The organism is Dietzia aurantiaca (assembly GCF_021033825.1).
Classification (GTDB): Bacteria; Actinomycetota; Actinomycetes; order Mycobacteriales; family Mycobacteriaceae; genus Dietzia; species Dietzia aurantiaca.
This window is the reverse complement of record NZ_JAIFXZ010000002.1, coordinates 1-17,674: the sequence shown is the minus strand read 5'-3', so window position 1 is coordinate 17,674 and position 17,674 is coordinate 1. Positions and strand designations below refer to the sequence as shown.

General features: G+C 70.3%; 16 protein-coding genes. 5 read left to right on the top strand and 11 right to left on the bottom strand.

Features of this window, described 5'->3' with window-relative positions; translation table 11 throughout:
- Positions 1–47: 47 nt before the first annotated feature.
- From K3888_RS02650 to K3888_RS02640, 3 genes are all read right to left on the bottom strand, one after another.
- Positions 48–998: an electron transfer flavoprotein subunit alpha/FixB family protein gene (locus K3888_RS02650; protein ID WP_230928692.1), complete on the bottom strand. Its 951-nt coding sequence runs from the start codon at positions 996–998 to the stop codon at positions 48–50.
- A 50-nt stretch (positions 999–1,048) separates the two neighbouring features.
- Positions 1,049–1,834: an electron transfer flavoprotein subunit beta/FixA family protein gene (locus K3888_RS02645; protein WP_230928691.1), complete on the bottom strand. Its 786-nt coding sequence runs from the start codon at positions 1,832–1,834 to the stop codon at positions 1,049–1,051.
- Between the two features lie 126 nt (positions 1,835–1,960).
- A complete protein-coding gene (locus tag K3888_RS02640) occupies positions 1,961–3,592 on the bottom strand; it encodes an AMP-binding protein (protein ID WP_230928690.1) in 1,632 nt (543 codons plus the stop codon).
- Between the two features lie 197 nt (positions 3,593–3,789).
- Between K3888_RS02640 and K3888_RS02635 the strand changes: the two genes are divergently transcribed.
- Entirely contained in the window at positions 3,790–5,160 is a 1,371-nt protein-coding gene (locus K3888_RS02635) for an outer membrane protein assembly factor BamB family protein (RefSeq protein ID WP_230928689.1), read from the top strand.
- On the opposite strand, the gene K3888_RS02630 is transcribed toward K3888_RS02635, so the two are convergent.
- From K3888_RS02630 to K3888_RS02620, 3 genes are read right to left on the bottom strand one after another with little or no spacing between them, the layout of a single operon-like run.
- On the bottom strand, positions 5,157–6,383 hold the full coding sequence (locus tag K3888_RS02630) for a THUMP-like domain-containing protein (protein WP_230928688.1): 1,227 nt from the start codon (positions 6,381–6,383) through the stop codon (positions 5,157–5,159). The genes K3888_RS02635 and K3888_RS02630 overlap by 4 nt on opposite strands.
- A gap of 9 nt (positions 6,384–6,392) precedes the next feature.
- A complete protein-coding gene (locus K3888_RS02625; RefSeq protein WP_230928687.1) occupies positions 6,393–7,130 on the bottom strand; it encodes an NUDIX hydrolase in 738 nt (245 codons plus the stop codon).
- Positions 7,127–7,969: an ABC transporter ATP-binding protein gene (locus K3888_RS02620; protein WP_230928686.1), complete on the bottom strand. Its 843-nt coding sequence runs from the start codon at positions 7,967–7,969 to the stop codon at positions 7,127–7,129. Before K3888_RS02620 ends, K3888_RS02625 begins: the two co-directional genes overlap by 4 nt.
- Positions 7,970–8,120: 151 nt before the next feature.
- Here K3888_RS02620 and K3888_RS02615 point away from each other — a divergent pair, with 151 nt between their 5' ends.
- Together K3888_RS02615 and glgB are read left to right on the top strand one after the other, a co-directional pair.
- A complete protein-coding gene (locus tag K3888_RS02615) occupies positions 8,121–10,139 on the top strand; it encodes a maltotransferase domain-containing protein (RefSeq protein WP_230928685.1) in 2,019 nt (672 codons plus the stop codon).
- Positions 10,140–10,188: 49 nt separating this feature from the next.
- Positions 10,189–12,390, top strand: coding sequence for a 1,4-alpha-glucan branching protein GlgB (gene glgB, locus K3888_RS02610; protein WP_230929062.1), 2,202 nt, complete (start codon positions 10,189–10,191; stop codon positions 12,388–12,390).
- An 81-nt stretch (positions 12,391–12,471) separates the two neighbouring features.
- Here glgB and K3888_RS02605 read toward each other — a convergent pair whose 3' ends face one another.
- Together K3888_RS02605 and K3888_RS02600 are read right to left on the bottom strand one after the other, a co-directional pair.
- Entirely contained in the window at positions 12,472–13,419 is a 948-nt protein-coding gene (locus K3888_RS02605; protein WP_230928684.1) for a tetratricopeptide repeat protein, read from the bottom strand.
- 35 nt (positions 13,420–13,454) lie between these two features.
- Positions 13,455–14,654 (bottom strand): acetyl-CoA C-acetyltransferase, encoded by a 1,200-nt coding sequence (locus K3888_RS02600; RefSeq protein ID WP_230928683.1) that lies wholly within the window; start codon positions 14,652–14,654, stop codon positions 13,455–13,457.
- Positions 14,655–14,730: 76 nt separating this feature from the next.
- On the opposite strand from K3888_RS02600, the gene mce reads away from it, so the two are divergent.
- Together mce and K3888_RS02590 are read left to right on the top strand one after the other, a co-directional pair.
- Positions 14,731–15,201, top strand: coding sequence for a methylmalonyl-CoA epimerase (gene mce / locus K3888_RS02595; protein ID WP_230928682.1), 471 nt, complete (start codon positions 14,731–14,733; stop codon positions 15,199–15,201).
- Between the two features lie 34 nt (positions 15,202–15,235).
- On the top strand, positions 15,236–16,111 hold the full coding sequence (locus K3888_RS02590) for a coiled-coil domain-containing protein (protein ID WP_230928681.1): 876 nt from the start codon (positions 15,236–15,238) through the stop codon (positions 16,109–16,111).
- Here K3888_RS02590 and K3888_RS02585 read toward each other — a convergent pair.
- From K3888_RS02585 to K3888_RS02575, 3 genes are read right to left on the bottom strand one after another with little or no spacing between them, the layout of a single operon-like run.
- Positions 16,092–16,394, bottom strand: a complete 303-nt coding sequence (locus tag K3888_RS02585; RefSeq protein WP_372459519.1) for an Rv1322 family protein — start codon at positions 16,392–16,394, stop codon at positions 16,092–16,094. The genes K3888_RS02590 and K3888_RS02585 overlap by 20 nt on opposite strands.
- 12 nt (positions 16,395–16,406) lie before the next feature.
- The gene (gene nucS / locus K3888_RS02580) at positions 16,407–17,087 is read right to left on the bottom strand and encodes an endonuclease NucS (protein WP_230928680.1); all 681 of its coding nucleotides are present in this window, start codon (positions 17,085–17,087) and stop codon (positions 16,407–16,409) included.
- Between the two features lie 45 nt (positions 17,088–17,132).
- The gene (locus tag K3888_RS02575) at positions 17,133–17,525 is read right to left on the bottom strand and encodes a DUF2550 family protein (RefSeq protein ID WP_230928679.1); all 393 of its coding nucleotides are present in this window, start codon (positions 17,523–17,525) and stop codon (positions 17,133–17,135) included.
- Positions 17,526–17,674 lie beyond the last annotated feature (149 nt).

The following is a 17,674-nucleotide window of genomic DNA, read 5'->3' as shown; positions in this document are numbered from 1 at the left end:
TTCAGTGGGAGCGTGTCGACGCCGGGACGTCAGTGCTCAGACGGGACTCACTTACGGGCGTTGATGGCCTCGGTGAGCTGCGGGGCGACGTTGAACAGGTCGCCCACGATGCCGTAGTCCGCGATCTCGAAGATCGGGGCCTCTTCGTCCTTGTTGACGGCGACGATCGTCTTGGAGGTCTGCATACCGGCGCGGTGCTGTATGGCACCGGAGATGCCCAGCGCGATGTACAGCTGCGGCGAGACCGTCTTACCGGTCTGACCGACCTGGAACTGGCCCGGGTAGTAGCCCGAGTCGACCGCGGCACGCGACGCGCCGACGGCACCCTTGAGGGAGTCGGCGAGCGGCTCGACGACCTCTTCGAACTTCTCTGCCGAACCGACGCCACGGCCACCGGCGACCACGACGGTGGCCTCGGTGAGCTCGGGGCGGTCGCCACCGACGATCGGGTTGCTCGAGATCACCTTGGCGGCGTTCTCGGGCTCGGGGACCTGAACCTCGACGACCTCGCCGGCCCCGGCGGCCGGGGTGGCCTCGACGGAGCCCGGGCGCACGGTGTAGACGGGGGTGTCGCCGGAGACGGTCGCCTCGACGGTGTACGCGCCACCGAAGATCGAGTGGACGGCGGAGCCGTCCTCACGGATCTCGACGACGTCGCCGAGGATGCCGGAGCCGGTACGGGCCGCCAGTCGTCCGGCGACCTCCTTACCTTCGAACGTGGCGGCGAGCAGCACTGCAGCGGCGCCCTGTTCGGCCAGGCCGGCCAGAACGTCGACCTTCGGGGTGACGAGGAAGTTCTGGACCGCATCGCCCTCGGCGACGTAGATCTTCTCCGCGCCGGCCTCCTTGAGGGCGTCGGTGAGAGCGGCGGCGGAGCCGGACTCACCGAACACGACAGCGGACGGCTCGCCGAGCGCGCGGGCGGCGGTCAGCAGCTCGAGAGTGACCTTCTTGAGTTCGCCGTCGACATGCTCGACCGCGACGAGGACTTCAGCCATGGTGGATTCTCCTTGAAAAGTCTGGGATGAGTCGGTCGGTTGAGCTCGGGTCAGATGAGCTTCTGCGCGACGAGGTACTTGGCGACGTCGTTGCCGCCCTCGCCCTCGTCGGTGACCTTCTCGCCCGCGGTGCGCGGCGGCTTGGGGGTCGAAGCGGTGACGGTGGAGGCGGCGTTGTCCTTGCCGACCTGCCCGGCCTCGACGTTGGTGTCGGCCAGGGTCAGGGTCTCGACCGGCTTCTTCTTGGCCGCCATGATCCCCTTGAACGACGGGAAGCGCGGCTCGTTGATCTTCTCGCCGACGGACACGACGCAGGGCAGCTGGGCCTCGACCTCGAAGACGCCCTCATCGGTCTCGCGCTCGCCCTTGGCGACGCCACCGGAGACCTCGAGGGTCCGCATGTGGGTCAGGTGCGGCAGTCCGAGGTACTCGGCGAGGATGGCCGGAAGCGCGCCCATACGGCCGTCGGTGGCCTCGTTACCGCAGACCACCAGTTCGGTGCCCTCGATGGTGCCCAGGACGTTGGCGAGAGCCCACGAGGTCTGGACGACGTCGGAGCCGTGCAGCGCCTCGTCGTTGAGGTGGACGGCCTTGTCGGCACCCATCGACAGCGCCTTGCGGATCGCCTCGGTGGCGCGGTCCGGACCGGCACACAGGACGGTGACCTCGCCACCGTCGGCCTCCTTGATCTGGAGAGCCTGCTCGACGGCCTTCTCGTTGATCTCGTCCAGAACCGCGTCGGCGGCCTCGCGGTCCAGGGTGAAGTCCCCATCGGAGAGCTTGCGCTCGGAGTACGTATCGGGAACCTGCTTGATCAGTACGACGATGTTCGTCATGGGCCTGCGTCGACCTCCTGCGAGTCGGGGCTGGGTGTGGTCCGTCAGGTGCGGCGGAACACACCGGATTATGGTCCTTCGACACAGAATAACGTCACCCTGCCCGCAGAGGGTGTGTCGGGGCCGTCAGTTGATGCGCTTCTCCCAGCCCGACCAGGCGGCGTCTCGCAGTTCGTTCTTGCGGACCTTGCCCGTCGAGGTCCGCGGCAACGCCTCGGTGAGCTCCACCGCCCCGGGCACCTTGTACCGCGCGATCCTGGTCCGGCAGTGCTCGATCAGGCCCGCCTCGTCGAGCTCGGAGCCGGGCCGCACCACGACGTACGCCTTGGGCCGCTCACCCCACTTCTCGTCGGGCATCGAGACGACCGCACAATCCATGACGTCCGGGTGTGAGGCGATCGCCTGTTCGACCTCGATCGTCGAGATGTTCTCGCCGCCGGAGACCACGACGTCCTTGGCCCGGTCGAGGAGCTGGACGTAGCCGTCCGGGTGCATCACTCCGAGGTCCCCGGAGTGGAACCATCCGCCGGCGAACGCGGTGGCGGTGGCGTCGGGGTCCTGGAAGTACCCTTTCATGACACCGTTGCCGGTCATGACCACCTCGCCCATCGTGACACCGTCCGCGGGCACGTCGACCAGGGTCGTCTCACCCGGGGAGGTCCGTTCGACCACGCGCACGGTGTCGGCGTGGATCATCGCCACGCCCTGGCGGGACTTGAGCGCAGCCCGCGCATCCGGCTCGAGGCCAGCCCAGTCGGGCTGCGGGGTGCACACCGTGAACGGTCCGTAGGTCTCGGTGAGGCCGTAGACCTGCGTCACGTCGATGCCCAGGTCCTCGAACCGCCGCAGGATGGTCGGTGACGGCGGGGCGCCGGCGGTCACCATGCTGATGCCCTCCACGGGCCGGGCCGCCGGGTCGTCGGCGATCGTGGACAGCACCGCCGGGGCGCCGGCGAGTCTGTTGACGCCCTCGGAGTCGAACAGCCGCCAGATGTCCTCGCCGCGGACCGCCCGCAGGCAGACATGGGTGCCGAGCGCGCCGGTGAGTGCCCACGTGGTGCACCACCCGTTGCAGTGGAACATCGGCAGTGTCCACAGGTAGCGCGAGTCGGCGTCGAGCTTCTGGGTGACGATCTCGCCCAGTGCGTTGAGGAAGGCACCGCGGTGGGTGTACATGACGCCCTTGGGGCGGCCCGTGGTCCCGGACGTGTAGTTGACGGCGATGACCGATTCCTCGTCGTCGACGGTCCAGGGCACGGCCCGCGGCGAGGCCAGCTCCAACGCCTCCTCGAGCGCCTCGGCCACGGGCCCGAAGCGGGCCGGGTCGGGCTGGGTGCCGTCGGCGTCGGGCGCGACGAGGATGAGGCGCAACTGCTCGGGCACCTCGTTCCCCAACCCCGCGAGCAGCTCAGCGTCGGCGATCAGGACCTCGATGCCCGCGTGGTCGACGATGTAGGCGATCTCCGCTGGCGCAAGCCGGGTGTTGAGCGCGACCACCGCGCCACCGGCGAGCGGGACACCGAACTGCGCCAGCAGCGCCTCCGCCGAGTTCGGCGCGAGTACACCGACCCGGTCGCCCCGCGCGACGCCGCGCATCTTCAATATCGAGGCCATCCGTGTCGCCCGTTCCGCGAACTCGGCGTACGTCTGCCGCCGGGGGCCGTCCACCACCGCGATCGCGTGGGGCACCACCCTGGCCGCCTTCTCGAGGAAACCCAGCGGGCTCAGAGCGGTATCAAGTCCGGAATCAGCAGTCATCGCGGGTGGTTCGCCTCTCGTCGGGACGGTCGTGATGTCGGCCACCGTAACGGCGGGCCCGCCCGGCCGCGGTCCGATCGCGCCGATTCCCCCCGCGGTCGGCACCTCTGTCGGAGCGTCCGCCACAGCGCGTGCCGGGGCGGCGACTAGTCTCATTCGGTGACTCTCACCACGGGAGTGCGGACGAGGGGGGATCTGTGGGACCGGCAACGACACCGCGCGTCGCGCGGACACTGGGCGTCGCCGCTCTCGCGGTGGCGTTTCTCGCCGGCTGCACCTCTCACACCGAGAGCGGCGATGCGCGCCTGCCGCAGGCCGCCAGCTGGTCGTCGGTGGCAGGCGGCCCGTCCAACTCGGGCCGGGCCCACGGCTCCGTGTCGCAGACCCCGGAGTTGCTGTGGTCCCGCACGTTGGGCGCCCCGGCGATCGGCGTCGCCTCCTCCGACGGCATCGGCTCGTCGTTCCAGGCCACGATCTCCGAGCGCGGCTGCAATCTGTTCTCCCTCTCCGCCGACGACGGCCGCAAGCGGTGGTGCACGCGGTTGCCCACCGACGGGCCGCGGATCACGGCGACCGTCGACGGCCGCGGGTCGTTGTTCGTGCCCATGTTCGGCGGGGTGGGCGCGGTCGCGTCGGAGGGTGAGAACCGCTGGTTCCTACCCACCCGGGGAACGCCGACCACCGTGACGTTGCTGAACAACCGCCACCTGCTGGTGATCTCCCATCAGGGGGCCGCGAAGGTCGTCAACGCGCACACGGGACTGGACGCCTCGCCCGAGCTGCGGTTGGCGGGCCGGATCGGCACCGATGATCGCGGCTACGGACTGCCGTGGTGCGGCATCGGCGAACGTGGCTGCCCCGTGCCCGGCCCTGCCGCCGTGGACACCTCGTCGGCCACCGCGTACGTCACCGTGTGGACACCGGACGCCGACGAACCGGAACTGGTGGCCGTCCGCTACAACGCGGACGACTCCGCCGCGGTCGACGGCGCCCTCGACGTGCTCTGGCGCGCGCCGCTGGCGGACGGCCGCCTCGGTGTGCCGGCGGTGCTGTCGAACGATCGGAGCGAGGTCTACGTGCACTCGCGCGACGGTGACCTCGCCGCCTACTCCGCCGTCGACGGCTCGCGACTGTGGTCGGTACCGGTGGGTTACCGCCCGGACCTGCCCCCGGCCCTGCTGCCGGACGGAACCCTGGTCACCGGAGGCCGCACGACGACGATGTGGAAGGGAACCGACGACGACCACGACGACGACGCCGGCCCGTCACCCGTCGTGGCCGTCCGCGGGGAGGACGGCTCCGGCCGGGAACTCTGGCGGCGCGACGATCTGCAGCAGCTGACCAACCCGGCGGCGACCGAGGACGGCAGGGTGCTGGTCGCGGTGCGCACCGACGGGGTCGACGACGTGCCCGGAATCGCCGTGCACGTCCTCGACGGTGGCAGCGGCGAGACCCTGCACCGCATCGAGGTGCCGGCGGCCGGCGGCCCGGTGTCCGGGCTGAGCATCGATTCCGACGGCCGCATCATGCTGACCACCGGACTCGGCGCGGTCTACGTCTTCGACTAGTCCGCGGCGCGGGTGCGCGGTCCGCACACGAAGACCACCGCCGACCGCTCGATGCGTGTCACCACGAGCGCCAACGGCCGGGACCCCTTCAGCGCGAGCGAGCGGCGCAGCGTGTCGGGGTCCACGTCGACGCCCCGGACGAGGATCTCCAGCGACCCGCAGTCCCGTTCGCGCAGGACGCGGCGCAGCTCCTTGCGGTCGAGTCGACAGCGGTCGAGGACCTCGAAGCCCGAGTACCCGCCCGGGATCCGCGGACCGGTCAGATGCGCGATCCGGGCGTCCAACTGCCGGAGCCCATGTCGGCGGGCCCAGTGCCGCACCAGCCCCGCCCGGACGACGGCCCCGTCCGGATCCACGATGAACCGGTCCGGTTCCCCGGAGGCGTCGACGTCGTCGTCGTCTCCATCGGTGACCTCCTCCACGTGGACCGCGACCCCGTCCGCGTCCATCCACGGCGCACCCCACGACGCGCCCCACGGATCCCGCGCGTCGACCGGCGACGTGCGCACCACCGTGGCCCTGCGGCCCACCCCGCCGGAAAGACCCGGCGACCACAGGCACGCCTCGCGCACGGACCCGTCCAGCGACACCACCTCCACCGCTCCGCGGTGCCCCAGCGTTGAGACGTCGAGGCCGGGCGCGCACTTGATCACGTGATCACGCTCGGCGACGGTCGCCAACAGCGCCGGCAGCGAAGGGCTGAGCTGCGCCGGGTCGTGGATCCGCCGCCCGCCCGAGCGACGCGCGGGGTCCGCCACCACCACGGCATCCCGCGTCGGCGGGCACAGTGCGTCGGCCACACAGACCAGCGCGTCCGGCACATTGTGTGCGGCCATCCGCGCACGCACCGGATCCAGATCCGAGCCCACCACCCGCCCGGCGGTATGCACCAACTCCGCGAGCTCGGCTCCGACCGAACAGGTCACGTCGTGGACGTCGCGGCCGGCGAGGCGGCGCGCACGCAGCGCCGCCACGGGCCAGGCGGTGGCCTGTTGGACCGCCTCATCGGTGAGCAGCATCCCCTCCGCGCCCCGGATGCGGCCGACGGCGCGCGACCGCGCGGTCACCACGTCGATCGCCGCGGCCGCGTGCTCGGGATCCGCGCGCCGGACGGCCGCCGTCGAGGCGACCGTGTGGGCGCGGGAGAAGTCGAGCCCGGCGGCGAGGTCGAGCAGGGCCCGTCCCGCGTCGGTGCGCAGAAAGTCCAGATCCTCCGGGGTCACGAGCGCACTCTAGTTCCCGCCCGGCGCGATCGTCCGCGGCCGCTCCAGGACCTCGGCCACATTCGCGGCCGTGGCCAGGTCGGAGACCACGTGCAGCGTCGGACGGAGCATTCCCAGGTGGCCCAGGGTGCCCGCCAGTGCCGCGTCCTCCGCCCGGATCCACTCGGCGGCCCGCGCCTCGCTCGTGACCGCGTCCGGCTCGGCGCCCTGGGGCAGGGCCGCCACGAAGAACAGCGTGTCGTAACGGCGCGGCGGGCCGAGCGGCGTGGTCCACCGGTCCCACGGGCGCAACAGATGCGCCGACAGGACCAGCCCGTGCTGCGCCAGCAGACCGTCCAGGTCCCCCTCGCCGGCGTCGAGCGCGCGACGCTCGGCGTGGCCCGGCTGATCGGAAGGTGTGGGCCCGGGTTCGGTTTCGGGCTCGGCGAGCAGGACCCCTGTCTCCTCGAACAGTTCGCGCGCGACACCCCGCACCGCGGCGGCCGCCCGCTCCTCGCCGATCGCGAAGCGGCTCGCCCACCACCGCGCCTCCGGGCCGCGCCACGCGCGGGTTCCGCGGTAGTCCCGCGGCTCCACACCGCCGCCGGGGAACACCGACATACCCGCGGCGAACTGCATCGTGGGCACGCGATGCTGCAGGAAGACCTCCACTCCGCCACCGACCCTCGCATCTCTGATCAGGGCGACCGTCGCGGCCTCACGGATCGGGACGGCCCCGGGGTCGAACGGCGCGGGCGGAGTCGTCATGCCCGTCGATGCCGGCCGGCACGGCGGGAGCGGCGCGCGAAATAACGACCGTCGATCTCGTCCACGACGATCGACTGGGAGAAGGCCCGGCTGAGATTCTCCGAGGTGATCACATCGTCGATCAGCCCCATCGCGGTGACCTCGCCCTCCGACAGCAACATCGCGTGGGTGAAGCCCGGCGGGATCTCCTCGACGTGATGGGTCACCAGGACCGTCGCGGGCGCGTCCGGATCCATCGCCATGTCCCCGAGCCGCGCGACGAGATCCTCGCGGCCGCCCAGGTCCAGCCCCGCGCCCGGCTCGTCCAGGAGCAGCAGTTCGGGATCGGTCATCAGCGCGCGGGCGATGAGCACCCGCTTGCGCTCACCCTCCGACAGGGTGCCCCAGGTCCGCTCCGCGAGGTGCTCCGCGCCGATCGACTCGAGGGTGTCCGCGGCGCGGTCGAAATCCTGACGGTCGTACTGCTCACGCCACCGGCCCAGGACCGCGTAACCGGCGGAGACCACCAGGTCCTGCACCACCTCGTCACCCGGGATGCGGCCGGCGACCGCGACCGAGGAGAGCCCCAGGCGGCTACGGAGCTCGGTCACCTCCGTCCGGCCGAGCTGCTCGCCGAGGATCACGGCGGTCCCGGTGCTCGGGTAGTCGAGCGCGGCGGCGATCTTGAGCAGCGACGTCTTGCCCGCACCGTTGGGCCCCAGCACCACCCATCGTTCGTCCAACTCCACCTGCCAGGTCAGTGGCCCGACGAGGTTCGTGCCGTCGCGGCGTAGCGAGACGTCCCGGAGGTCGAGGACGAGGTCTGGGTCGATGTCGATCACGGTGCTCACGGCGCCCATCTAACCCCGTATCGGGGAGCGGGGTGGCGAGGAACACGGCCCCGACAGATGAACCGGAGGTGACCGGGCTCCCGGAACGCCCCGCCTTCGCTAGCGTCGAGGGGGTGACACCGCCCACCATGGCGGTTCAGCAGCCGAGAGGAGCACCGACGTGAACGACCGTCTGGCCATCGACGAGGTCCTCCCCCTCGTCGCGTGCGGGAGGTTCCCCTCCAAGTCCGTTGTGGGCGAGGTGCTGCCGATCTCGGCCGTGGTGTGGCGCGAGGGCCACGACGCACTGTCGGCCACGGTGGTCGTCCGGCGTCCGGGCGGGGCCGCCACCCGCACCACGATGGTGCCCGGTACCGAGCCCGACACCATGCACGCACTCCTGCTGACCGACTCGCCCGGGATGTGGTCGTTCCGCGTCGAGGCGTGGTCCGATCCCTTCGCGACCTGGCGCAGCGGCATCGTCAAGAAGATGGCGGCCGGGCAGGACGCGGACGAGCTCGGCAACGAACTGGAAGTCGGCGCCCGCGTCCTCGACACCGCGATCGGGCGCGCCACGACAGCCGGCCGTTCCGACGACGCCGGGCTATTGACCCGCGCTGCGGCCGATCTGCGGGGCCGGGGAGACGCGGGCGCACGCACCGCGGCCGCTCTCTCCGGGCCGGTCGCGGAAGCCCTGGCCGCCGACCCGGTCCGCGAGCTCGTCACGGTCGGGCGGACCCATCGCGTGTGGGTCGACCGGCGCGCGGCCCAGTTCAGTTCGTGGTACGAGTTCTTCCCCCGGTCGACTGGCGGTCGCGACCCGGATGGTCGTCCCGTGCACGGGACGTTCCGCACCTCGCGTTCGGCCATCGACCACGCCGCCGACCTCGGCTTCGATGTGGCGTACCTGCCCCCGGTACATCCGATCGGGAGGGTCAACCGGAAGGGCCGCAACAACACGCTCACCCCGGAGGCTGACGATGTCGGTTCCCCGTGGGCGATCGGCTCCTCCGAGGGGGGTCACGATAGCGTCCATCCCGAACTCGGCACGATCGACGACTTCCGTGACCTCGTCGAGTACTCGACTGAACGCGGGGTCGAGATAGCCCTCGACCTGGCGCTGCAGTGCGCGCCCGACCATCCGTGGGCGCAGGCCCACCCGGAGTGGTTCACGGTCCTGCCGGACGGACAAATCGCCTACGCCGAGAACCCACCCAAGAAGTACCAGGACATCTATCCGATCAACTTCGACCTCGATCCCGAGGGCATCTTCACGGAGGTCCTGCGAGTCGTCCGTCACTGGACCGCGCTCGGGGTCCGCATCTTCCGCGTGGACAACCCCCACACCAAGCCGGGCGACTTCTGGCACCGGCTCATCAGCGAGGTCAAGCGGACCGAACCGGACGTGCTTTTCCTGTCCGAGGCCTTCACCCGGCCGGCCCGCCTCTTCGGCCTGGCCCGGCGCGGCTTCTCGCAGTCGTACACCTACTTCACCTGGAAGACCACCAAGGCCGAGCTCGTGGAGTTCTGCGAACAGCTTCTCGAGCATGTCGACGAGGCGCGCCCCAACATGTTCACCAACACCCCGGACATCCTCCACGAATCCCTGCAGCGGGGCGGCCCGGCGATGTTCGCCATCCGGGCGGCGCTCGCGGCCACCCTCTCCCCCGCGTGGGGTGTCTACTCCGGATTCGAACTCTACGAATGGCAGCCCGTCGCCGCGGGCAGCGAGGAGTACATGGACTCCGAGAAGTACGAGCTCCGGCCCCGGGACTTCGCCGCTGCCGAGAACGCCGGCCAGTCACTCGCGCCATGGATCCGGACACTCAACCGCATCCGCCGCGACCATCCGGCTCTACAGCAGTTGCGGACCCTCCGCTTCCACGCGGTGGACAACGATCAGATCATCGCCTACTCCAAGCTGGACCCGGCCACCGGGGACTGCGTCCTCACGGTGGTCTCCCTCGACCCGCAGGGCGCACAGGAGGGCACGTTGACGCTCGACATGGCGGCGATGGGCTACCCGGTCGAAGCACGCTTCAGCGTCCGCGACGAGGTCACCGGATCCGAGTTCCACTGGGGATCGAGCAACTTCGTCCGGCTCGAGCCCTGGTCGGCGGTCGCCCACATCGTCGTGGTCCCGCCCTGCGACCCGGCACGTAGGGTCGAGTTGTCCTACCGCACGCACATCGTGGATTAGAGGCACACCGATGGTACAGCACCACGAGACGCAGCACTCTCAGCCCGACATGGCCGCCGGAGCGGGCACTCCCGCGCCGGCCCCGTTCCCCGACGAGGCCCTCGCCCGACTCCGCTCGGGCACCCATCACGATCCGCACTCCGTGTTCGGCGCGCACCGGGACGGCAGCGGTAGCGTCATCCGCACGATGCAGCCCGGGGCGGTGGCGGTGGAGATCCTCGTCGACGGCCGCACTGTGCCCATGTCCCCGCTCGGGCACGGGATGTTCGGGGCATCGCTTCCGGATGCCGACCTCCCCGACTACCGCTACCGGGTGTCGTACCCGGACGGCCACAGTCGGATCGTCGCCGACGCGTACCGGTTCCTGCCGACGCTCGGCGACGTCGACCTACACCTGATCGGCGAGGGCAGGCACGAGCGGCTGTGGACCGTCCTGGGCGCGCACGTCCGCACCTACGACACCCCCGGCGGGGCCGTCACGGGAACCTCGTTCGCGGTGTGGGCACCCAATGCGCGCGGTGTGAGCGTGGTGGGCGACTTCTGTGCGTGGAATCCCGTCGCGTTGCCCATGCGGTCGATCGGCTCATCCGGGGTGTGGGAACTGTTCGTCCCCGGCGTCGGGGACGGCGCCCACTACAAGTACTGCGTGCGGGGCGCCGACGGGAGAACCGTCGACCACGCCGATCCGATGGCCTCCGCGACCGAGGTGCCCCCGGCCACCGCCTCCAGGGTGTTTACCTCCGAGTACGAATGGAACGACGCCGAGTGGATCGCCGCCCGCGCGACCCGCGATCACTCGCGGTCGCCGATGGCCGTGCTCGAGGTGCACATCGGTTCATGGCGTCCCGGACTCGGCTACAGAGAGTTCGCACACCAGTTGGCCGACCACGTGGCGGAGACCGGCTTCACACACGTGGAGCTGATGCCTGTCGCCGAGCATCCGTTCGGTGGCTCGTGGGGCTATCAGGTGTCGTCCTACTACGCACCCACCAGCCGGTTCGGATCGCCGGACGACCTGCGCTACGTCATCGACCACCTCCACTCGCGTGGGATAGGCGTGCTGGTGGACTGGGTTCCCGCTCACTTCCCCAAGGACGAGTGGTCGCTCGGCCGCTTCGACGGGACCCCACTGTACGAACACCCGGATCCACGGAGGGGCGAGCAACCGGACTGGGGCACGTACGTGTTCGACTTCGGCCGACACGAGGTTCGGAACTTCCTCGTCGCCAACGCCCTGTTCTGGGCCGAGGAGTTCCATGTCGACGGGCTGCGCGTGGATGCCGTCGCCTCGATGCTCTACCTGGACTACTCGCGCGAGGAAGGCCAGTGGGAGCCCAATCTGCACGGTGGCCGGGAGAACCTCGAGGCGATCGCTCTGCTGCAGGAGGTCAATGCGACCCTGCACCGTGCACATCCCGGGGTCCTCACCATCGCGGAGGAATCGACCTCGTGGGGAGGCGTCACCGCCCCCACCGGGACCGGCGGGCTCGGCTTCTCCATGAAGTGGAACATGGGCTGGATGAACGACACCCTGCGCTACCTGGCGCTGGACCCCCTCTACCGGGCGCACCACCACGGCGAGATCACCTTCTCGATGATGTACGCCTGGAGCGAACGTTTCGTCCTGCCGCTGAGCCACGACGAGGTGGTTCACGGAAAGGGCTCGATGTGGGAGCGGATGCCGGGTGCCGCATGGGACCGTGCCGCCGGTATCCGCGGGCTGTACGCCTACATGTGGGCTCACCCCGGAAAGAAACTCCTGTTCCAGGGCCTCGAGTTCGGCCAGGCCACCGAATGGGACGCCGACCGCGGTGTCGTCTGGGACGACCTGGACGGCTGGGAGGGCGAGTTCCACCGCGGCATCCTCGCGTGCGTACGCGATCTCAACACCGGATACGCCGACAACCCGGGGTTGTGGGTGCTCGACGACGAGCCGGCCGGATTCTCCTGGATCGACGCCAACGACGCCGACAACAGCACGTTGTCGTTCCTACGCACCGATCACGCCGGCAACACCCTGGCCTGCATCGTGAACTTCTCGGGAAGCCCGCTACACGACTACCGCATCGGGCTTCCCTCCGCCGGCATGTGGGAGGAGATCCTCAACACCGACGCCGAGCTCTACGAGGGCTCCGGCGTGGGGAACCTGGGCGGGGTGCGCTCGCACGAGCAGGGGCATCACGGACGTCCGTACTCGGCGACAGTGGCGGTGGGGCCCCGGGCCACGGTGTGGCTGCGCCACAGCGGCTAGATCGCGGCACGACCTCGGGCGCACCACGCCAGATCTCGGGGGCGTGGCGGTGCCCGGCGGCGGTCACCGCTGCCGGCTCCGTCAGTACAGGGCGCTTGCGAGTTCTCGTCGGGCGACGAGCACCCGGGGGTCGTCAGCGGGTAGTGCCTCGAGGATCTCGAGCAGCCGGGTCCGGAGGATCTGGCGATCATCTCCGAAGTGCACCTTGACCGCGTCGGTCAGCACCGAGAACGCCGCGTCGTACTCCGCCGCGACCAGCATGAGGTCCGCCGACCGCAGTGCGGCGGGAACCGTCCCTTCCGCGGTGTCCGACTCCTCGGACACGCGCCTGCCGGCCTGGACGTACCTCAGCGCCTCGACGATCGTGTGGTCGGCCGGTCGTGCCTCGACCAGCGCCGAGAACCGCTCCTCGGCCGTGACCAGGTCCCCCTCCGACAGCGCCTCTTCGGCCGCGTCCAGTTCCGGGTCCGTCTCATCCTCCGCACCGGGAGCATCGGCGTCCGGCACCGGTCCGCTCAGTTTGCCCTCCGTGGCACGCAGAACGGCGTCGAGCCACTGGCGGAGCGCCTCCTCGGGCTGCTCCCCCTCGAAATCGGCGATCGGACGGCCGCCCGCGATGGCGAACACCGACGGCACCGCACGAGCCTGCAACGCCTGGGCGATCCCGGGGGCCACATCCACGTCGACGGTCGCATGGACCCAGGCCCCGTTCGCCTCATCCGCCAGTGCCGCCAGCTGCGCCGTCAGCGCCGTGGGCGCGCGCTGCGAGACCAGCTCGATGATGACCGGGACCTGGGTGGAGCGGACGAGGACCTCCTGCTCGAAGGTCGCCTCGTCCACCTCCACCCGTGATGCCCCGGCCCCGGGGGCGCTGCCCCCGCCCGGCTGCCCGGGGGCACGGCCGGCGGCGACCGCGCCCCGCGGGGCCTCGGCGCGACTCTTCAGCCCAGAGAGGTCGACGGCGCCGGCGAGCGACGCCGCGAGCTTCTGCTCGGCGGCGGACGGGGGACGGTTACCTGGTCTGGTCACGGCTCCGATCCTGCCACGCCGCCGCCGTCAGTGTGTCAGCCGGCCGCGGGCACCCGGATCAGGAGCGCGTCTCCCTGGCCGCCGCCGCCGCAGAGTGCCGCGGCTCCGAGACCCCCGCCCCGGCGGGCGAGCTCCATGGCGAGGGTGAGGACGACGCGGTTACCCGACACGCCGATCGGGTGGCCGAGGGCGATGGCGCCACCGTTGACGTTCACCTTGTCCGCGTCCAGGTCCAGCATGCGGGTCGAGTGCAGTCCCACCGAGGCGAAGGCCTCGTTGAACTCGAACAGATCGATGTCCGACACCGCAACACCGGCGCGCTCGCACGCGTCCAGCACCGCGTCGGCGGGCTGGTGCTGGAGGGTCGAGTCGGGCCCGGCGACCGTGCCGTAGCCGACGATCTCGGCCAGGACCGGCCAGCCCTCCGCCTCGGCGCGGGCGGCGGAGGTGACGATCACAGCCGACGCGCCGTCGGAGATCTGGGACGACGAACCGGCGGTGATGGTGCCGTCCTTGGCGAATGCGGGACGGAGCTTCGACATCGACTCGGCGGTGGAATCCGCCCGGACGCCCTCGTCCGTCTCCACGACCGTGTCGCCCTTACGCCCCTTGATGGTCACCGGGACGACCTCGTCCGCGAAGCGTCCCTCTGCCCAGGCGGCGGCGGCGCGCTGGTGCGAGATCGCGGCGAACTCGTCCTGGTGCTCACGCGTGATCTCCAGCTCGACATTCCGGGCCTCGGTGAGGGCCCCCATAGGCTGGTCGGTCGGGACGTCGTGCAGCCCGTCGTACGCCATGTGGTCGAGGACCTCTACGGAGCCGTACTTGTAACCGTTCCGGCTCTTGGGCAGGAGGTGCGGCGCCTGCGACATCGACTCCTGACCGCCCGCCACGACCACCTCGGAGTAGCCGGACCGGATGGCCTGGTCGGCCAACGCGATCGCCGTCAGGCCGGACAGGCACATCTTGTTGATGCTCAGCGCGTCGATGCTCTTCGGGAGCCCGGCGGCGAGCGAGGCCTGGCGTGCGGGCATTTGGCCGTTTCCGGCGGAGAGCACCTGTCCCATGATCACCTGGTCGACGGCCTCACCGGAGACGCCGCCACGCTCGAGGGCGGCGTTGATCGCGATGCCGCCGAGTTCGGCCGCGGACAGGGAGGACAGGCCGCCCTGCAGGCGACCGAACGGAGTGCGTGCACCGGCGACGATGACGGTGCGGGTGGGCTCGGCGGTCATGGGACACCTTCCGATCGAGGGGTGATGGTTATCCACGCCAAACTACCGTGGACCCGGACCGGCTAGCGTGGAAGGTATGACTACTACCCCAGCAGGCCAGCCCCTTCTTCCTTCCGAACTGGTCGTGGCCATCGATCACGTCGGTGTCGCGGTCCCGGATTTCGACGCGGCCGTGACCTGGTACCGGGACAACTTGGGTATGGAGAACCTCCACGAGGAGGTCAACGAGGAGCAGGGCGTCCGCGAGGCCATGCTCGGCTCCCCCGGCCGCCCCGCGGGCAGCGCCCTGCTCCAGGTACTGGCGCCTCTCGACGAGAGCTCGACCATCGCCAAGTACCTGGATCGCAACGGCCCCGGGATCCAGCAGATGGCCGTCCGGGTCACCGACATCGACGCGATCACCGCCCACCTAACCGGACGCGGAGTGCGCGTGCTCTACCCGGCCCCGAAGAACGGAACCGCCGGCTCCCGCATCAACTTCGTCCACCCCAAAGACGCCGGCGGTGTCCTCCTCGAGCTCGTGGAGCCGGCCGCCGATCAGCACTGAGCGCCGGCGCGGGCTGCGCGGCTAGGGTGGTGGCATGCCGAGCACGCACACTCCCGAATCGGCCGTGCAGCCCTTCGCGGTGGTCCGGAAGGGCTTCGACCGCGAACAGGTGTCCGCGACCCTCGCCCGACTGGAAGCCGAAGCCGAGCTGCTGCGGGCCGACCGCGACGCCGCGGTGGAGCGTGCCGAACGTGCCACCGCGGAGCTCGAGCGCCACCGCGACAAGGTCGAAAAGCTGGAGTCGCGGATCGCCGAGTTGGGCCGCGCACCGGTCACGAACGAGCAGATGTCCGACCGTCTGTCCACGATGCTCGCCCTCGCGACGGCCGAGGCCGCATCGATGCGCGACAACGCACACTCCGACGCAGACCGGATCCTCAACGAGGCTGAAGAGGACGCGTGGCGGATGCGTGAGTCGGCGGCAGCCGAGCTCTCCGCCGTCCGCACCCGTAACGACGCTGTCCGCGCCGAGCACGACGCAGCGTTGGACGCAGCGCGAACCCGGGCTGCGGAGATCGTCCGCTCGGCCGAGAGCGAGGCGAAGCGACTGGACGACGTCGCCGCACGGCGACGTGACCAGATCGACGAGGACCACCGACTCGCGTCGAACCTGCGTCGAGAGGAATCCCTCGACGAGGATCGCGCCCGGCGTGCCGCGACCAGGGGCGCAGTCCAGGCGCTCCGGTCTGAAGCCCGCGACCGCGCGGACGAGATCGTGCGTGACGCTGAGCAGCGCGCGAACGACATGATGGACCGGGCCCGGACACACACCGAGCGCCTCCGTGCACTTCGTGAGGACGTCCTGGCCGAACTGGCCTCTGTACGGGCACGACTGGAGCCGCTGCCGGCCGGCGTCGCGAACGAGGAGCCCCTGCCGGAGCCCCCTCGCTTCAACTCCAGCGACGGGTGAGCCCCCGACTGGACCGACCGTTCCAACACCCCGAATGCCAGTGGCGCCGCTCGTCGTCGCCACCCGGCCGGTCCGGCCAGGCCACGACGTGTGCCGTTCCCGACATCACCAGCTGGTCGCATCCCGGGCAGCGATAGTCCTTGCTCGCCCGGGCGCCGGGGATCCTCCGTACGTGGTACCTGTCCGGATCTCCCGCCGGCCCGGGCTCCATCGCTCCCCCGCCCAGCCCCTCACGCCTCGGCGCGGGTAGATCCCGGGCTGCGCGCCGATGTCGTCTGGGCACAGCACACCCCGCTCAGAAGAGGCGCAGGTCGTTGGAGTCTGTTCCGCGTAGCCGGTCGTAATCGAGGGTCACGCAGCGGATACCTCTGTCCTCGGCCAGCGTTCGCGCCTGCGGCTTGATCACCTGGGCGGCGAAGATCCCGTTGACCGGCGCGAGTAGCGGATCGCGATTGAGCAGCTCGAGATAGCGCGTCAGCTGCTCGACGCCGTCGATCTCGCCGCGGCGCTTGATCTCCACCGCGACCGTCGTGCCCTCGGAGTCCCGTCCGAGGATGTCGACCGGGCCGATCGCGGTCATGTATTCGCGGCGGACCAGACTGTAGCCACGGCCCAGAGTATCGATGTGTTCCGCGAGCAGCTCCTGCAGATGAGCTTCGACGCCGTCCTTGACCAGGCCGGGATCCACCCCCAGTTCGTGCTGGGACTCATGGTGGATCTCCGCGACGGTGATGCGTAGCTGCTCGCCGGCCTTGTTCTCGATCACCCACAAGCGGTGATCCTCGTTCTCCGGATGATCCTGCTCGCTCAGGGTGCACGGCGGGGTCATCCAGTTGAGCGGCTTGTATGCGCGGTCGTCCGCGTGCACACTCACCGATCCATCGGCCTTCACCAACAGCAGCCGCGGAGCCATGGGGAGATGGGCGGTGAGCCGACCGACGTAGTCGACCTGGCAGGTGGCGACGACGAGTCGCAACAGAACCTCCTGAGTTCGGCCCGGGTGGCCGGTGACGAGCGGGATTCAGCGCCTGCGACGCCTGGGACGTATCTGGTCGGTCGAGCAGGCCTCGACCCACGCCATGAGCCCGGTGAGCGCTGACGGCCCCAAGCAGATGTCACCCTCGACCAACTGGTCGCGGCGGTCACGGCCGGAGAACGGGACGATCATCTCGCCGGCCTCCGCCACGTCCAGTTCTGAGCCCGTCGGATGACGGCGCCGCCCGAGAACGAGCGTGCGCCTATCCAGTCGGACATCCGGTGTGAAGCGGATGCTGAACAGGCGATAGAAGGCGACGTCGGCGTCCGTGTACCGCACGGCTCCGTAGGTCCACGCGTCCTCGCCCGTTTGACGGGTCAGCACCGAGGTGGAGTTATGCCGGATGAACACCAGCCGATACACGACGGCCGCGACCACCGGAAGGAGTTGAACAGATTGACGGCTCCCATCGAGGTTGTCCTCGGTGTCGTCGTCCTGCTCATACTCGCGCCGGTGGTCGCGGCCGTCGTGTATCGGCTGGTGTTCATCCGGCATAACTCCACCTCGGTGCTGACCCGTCAAACGGG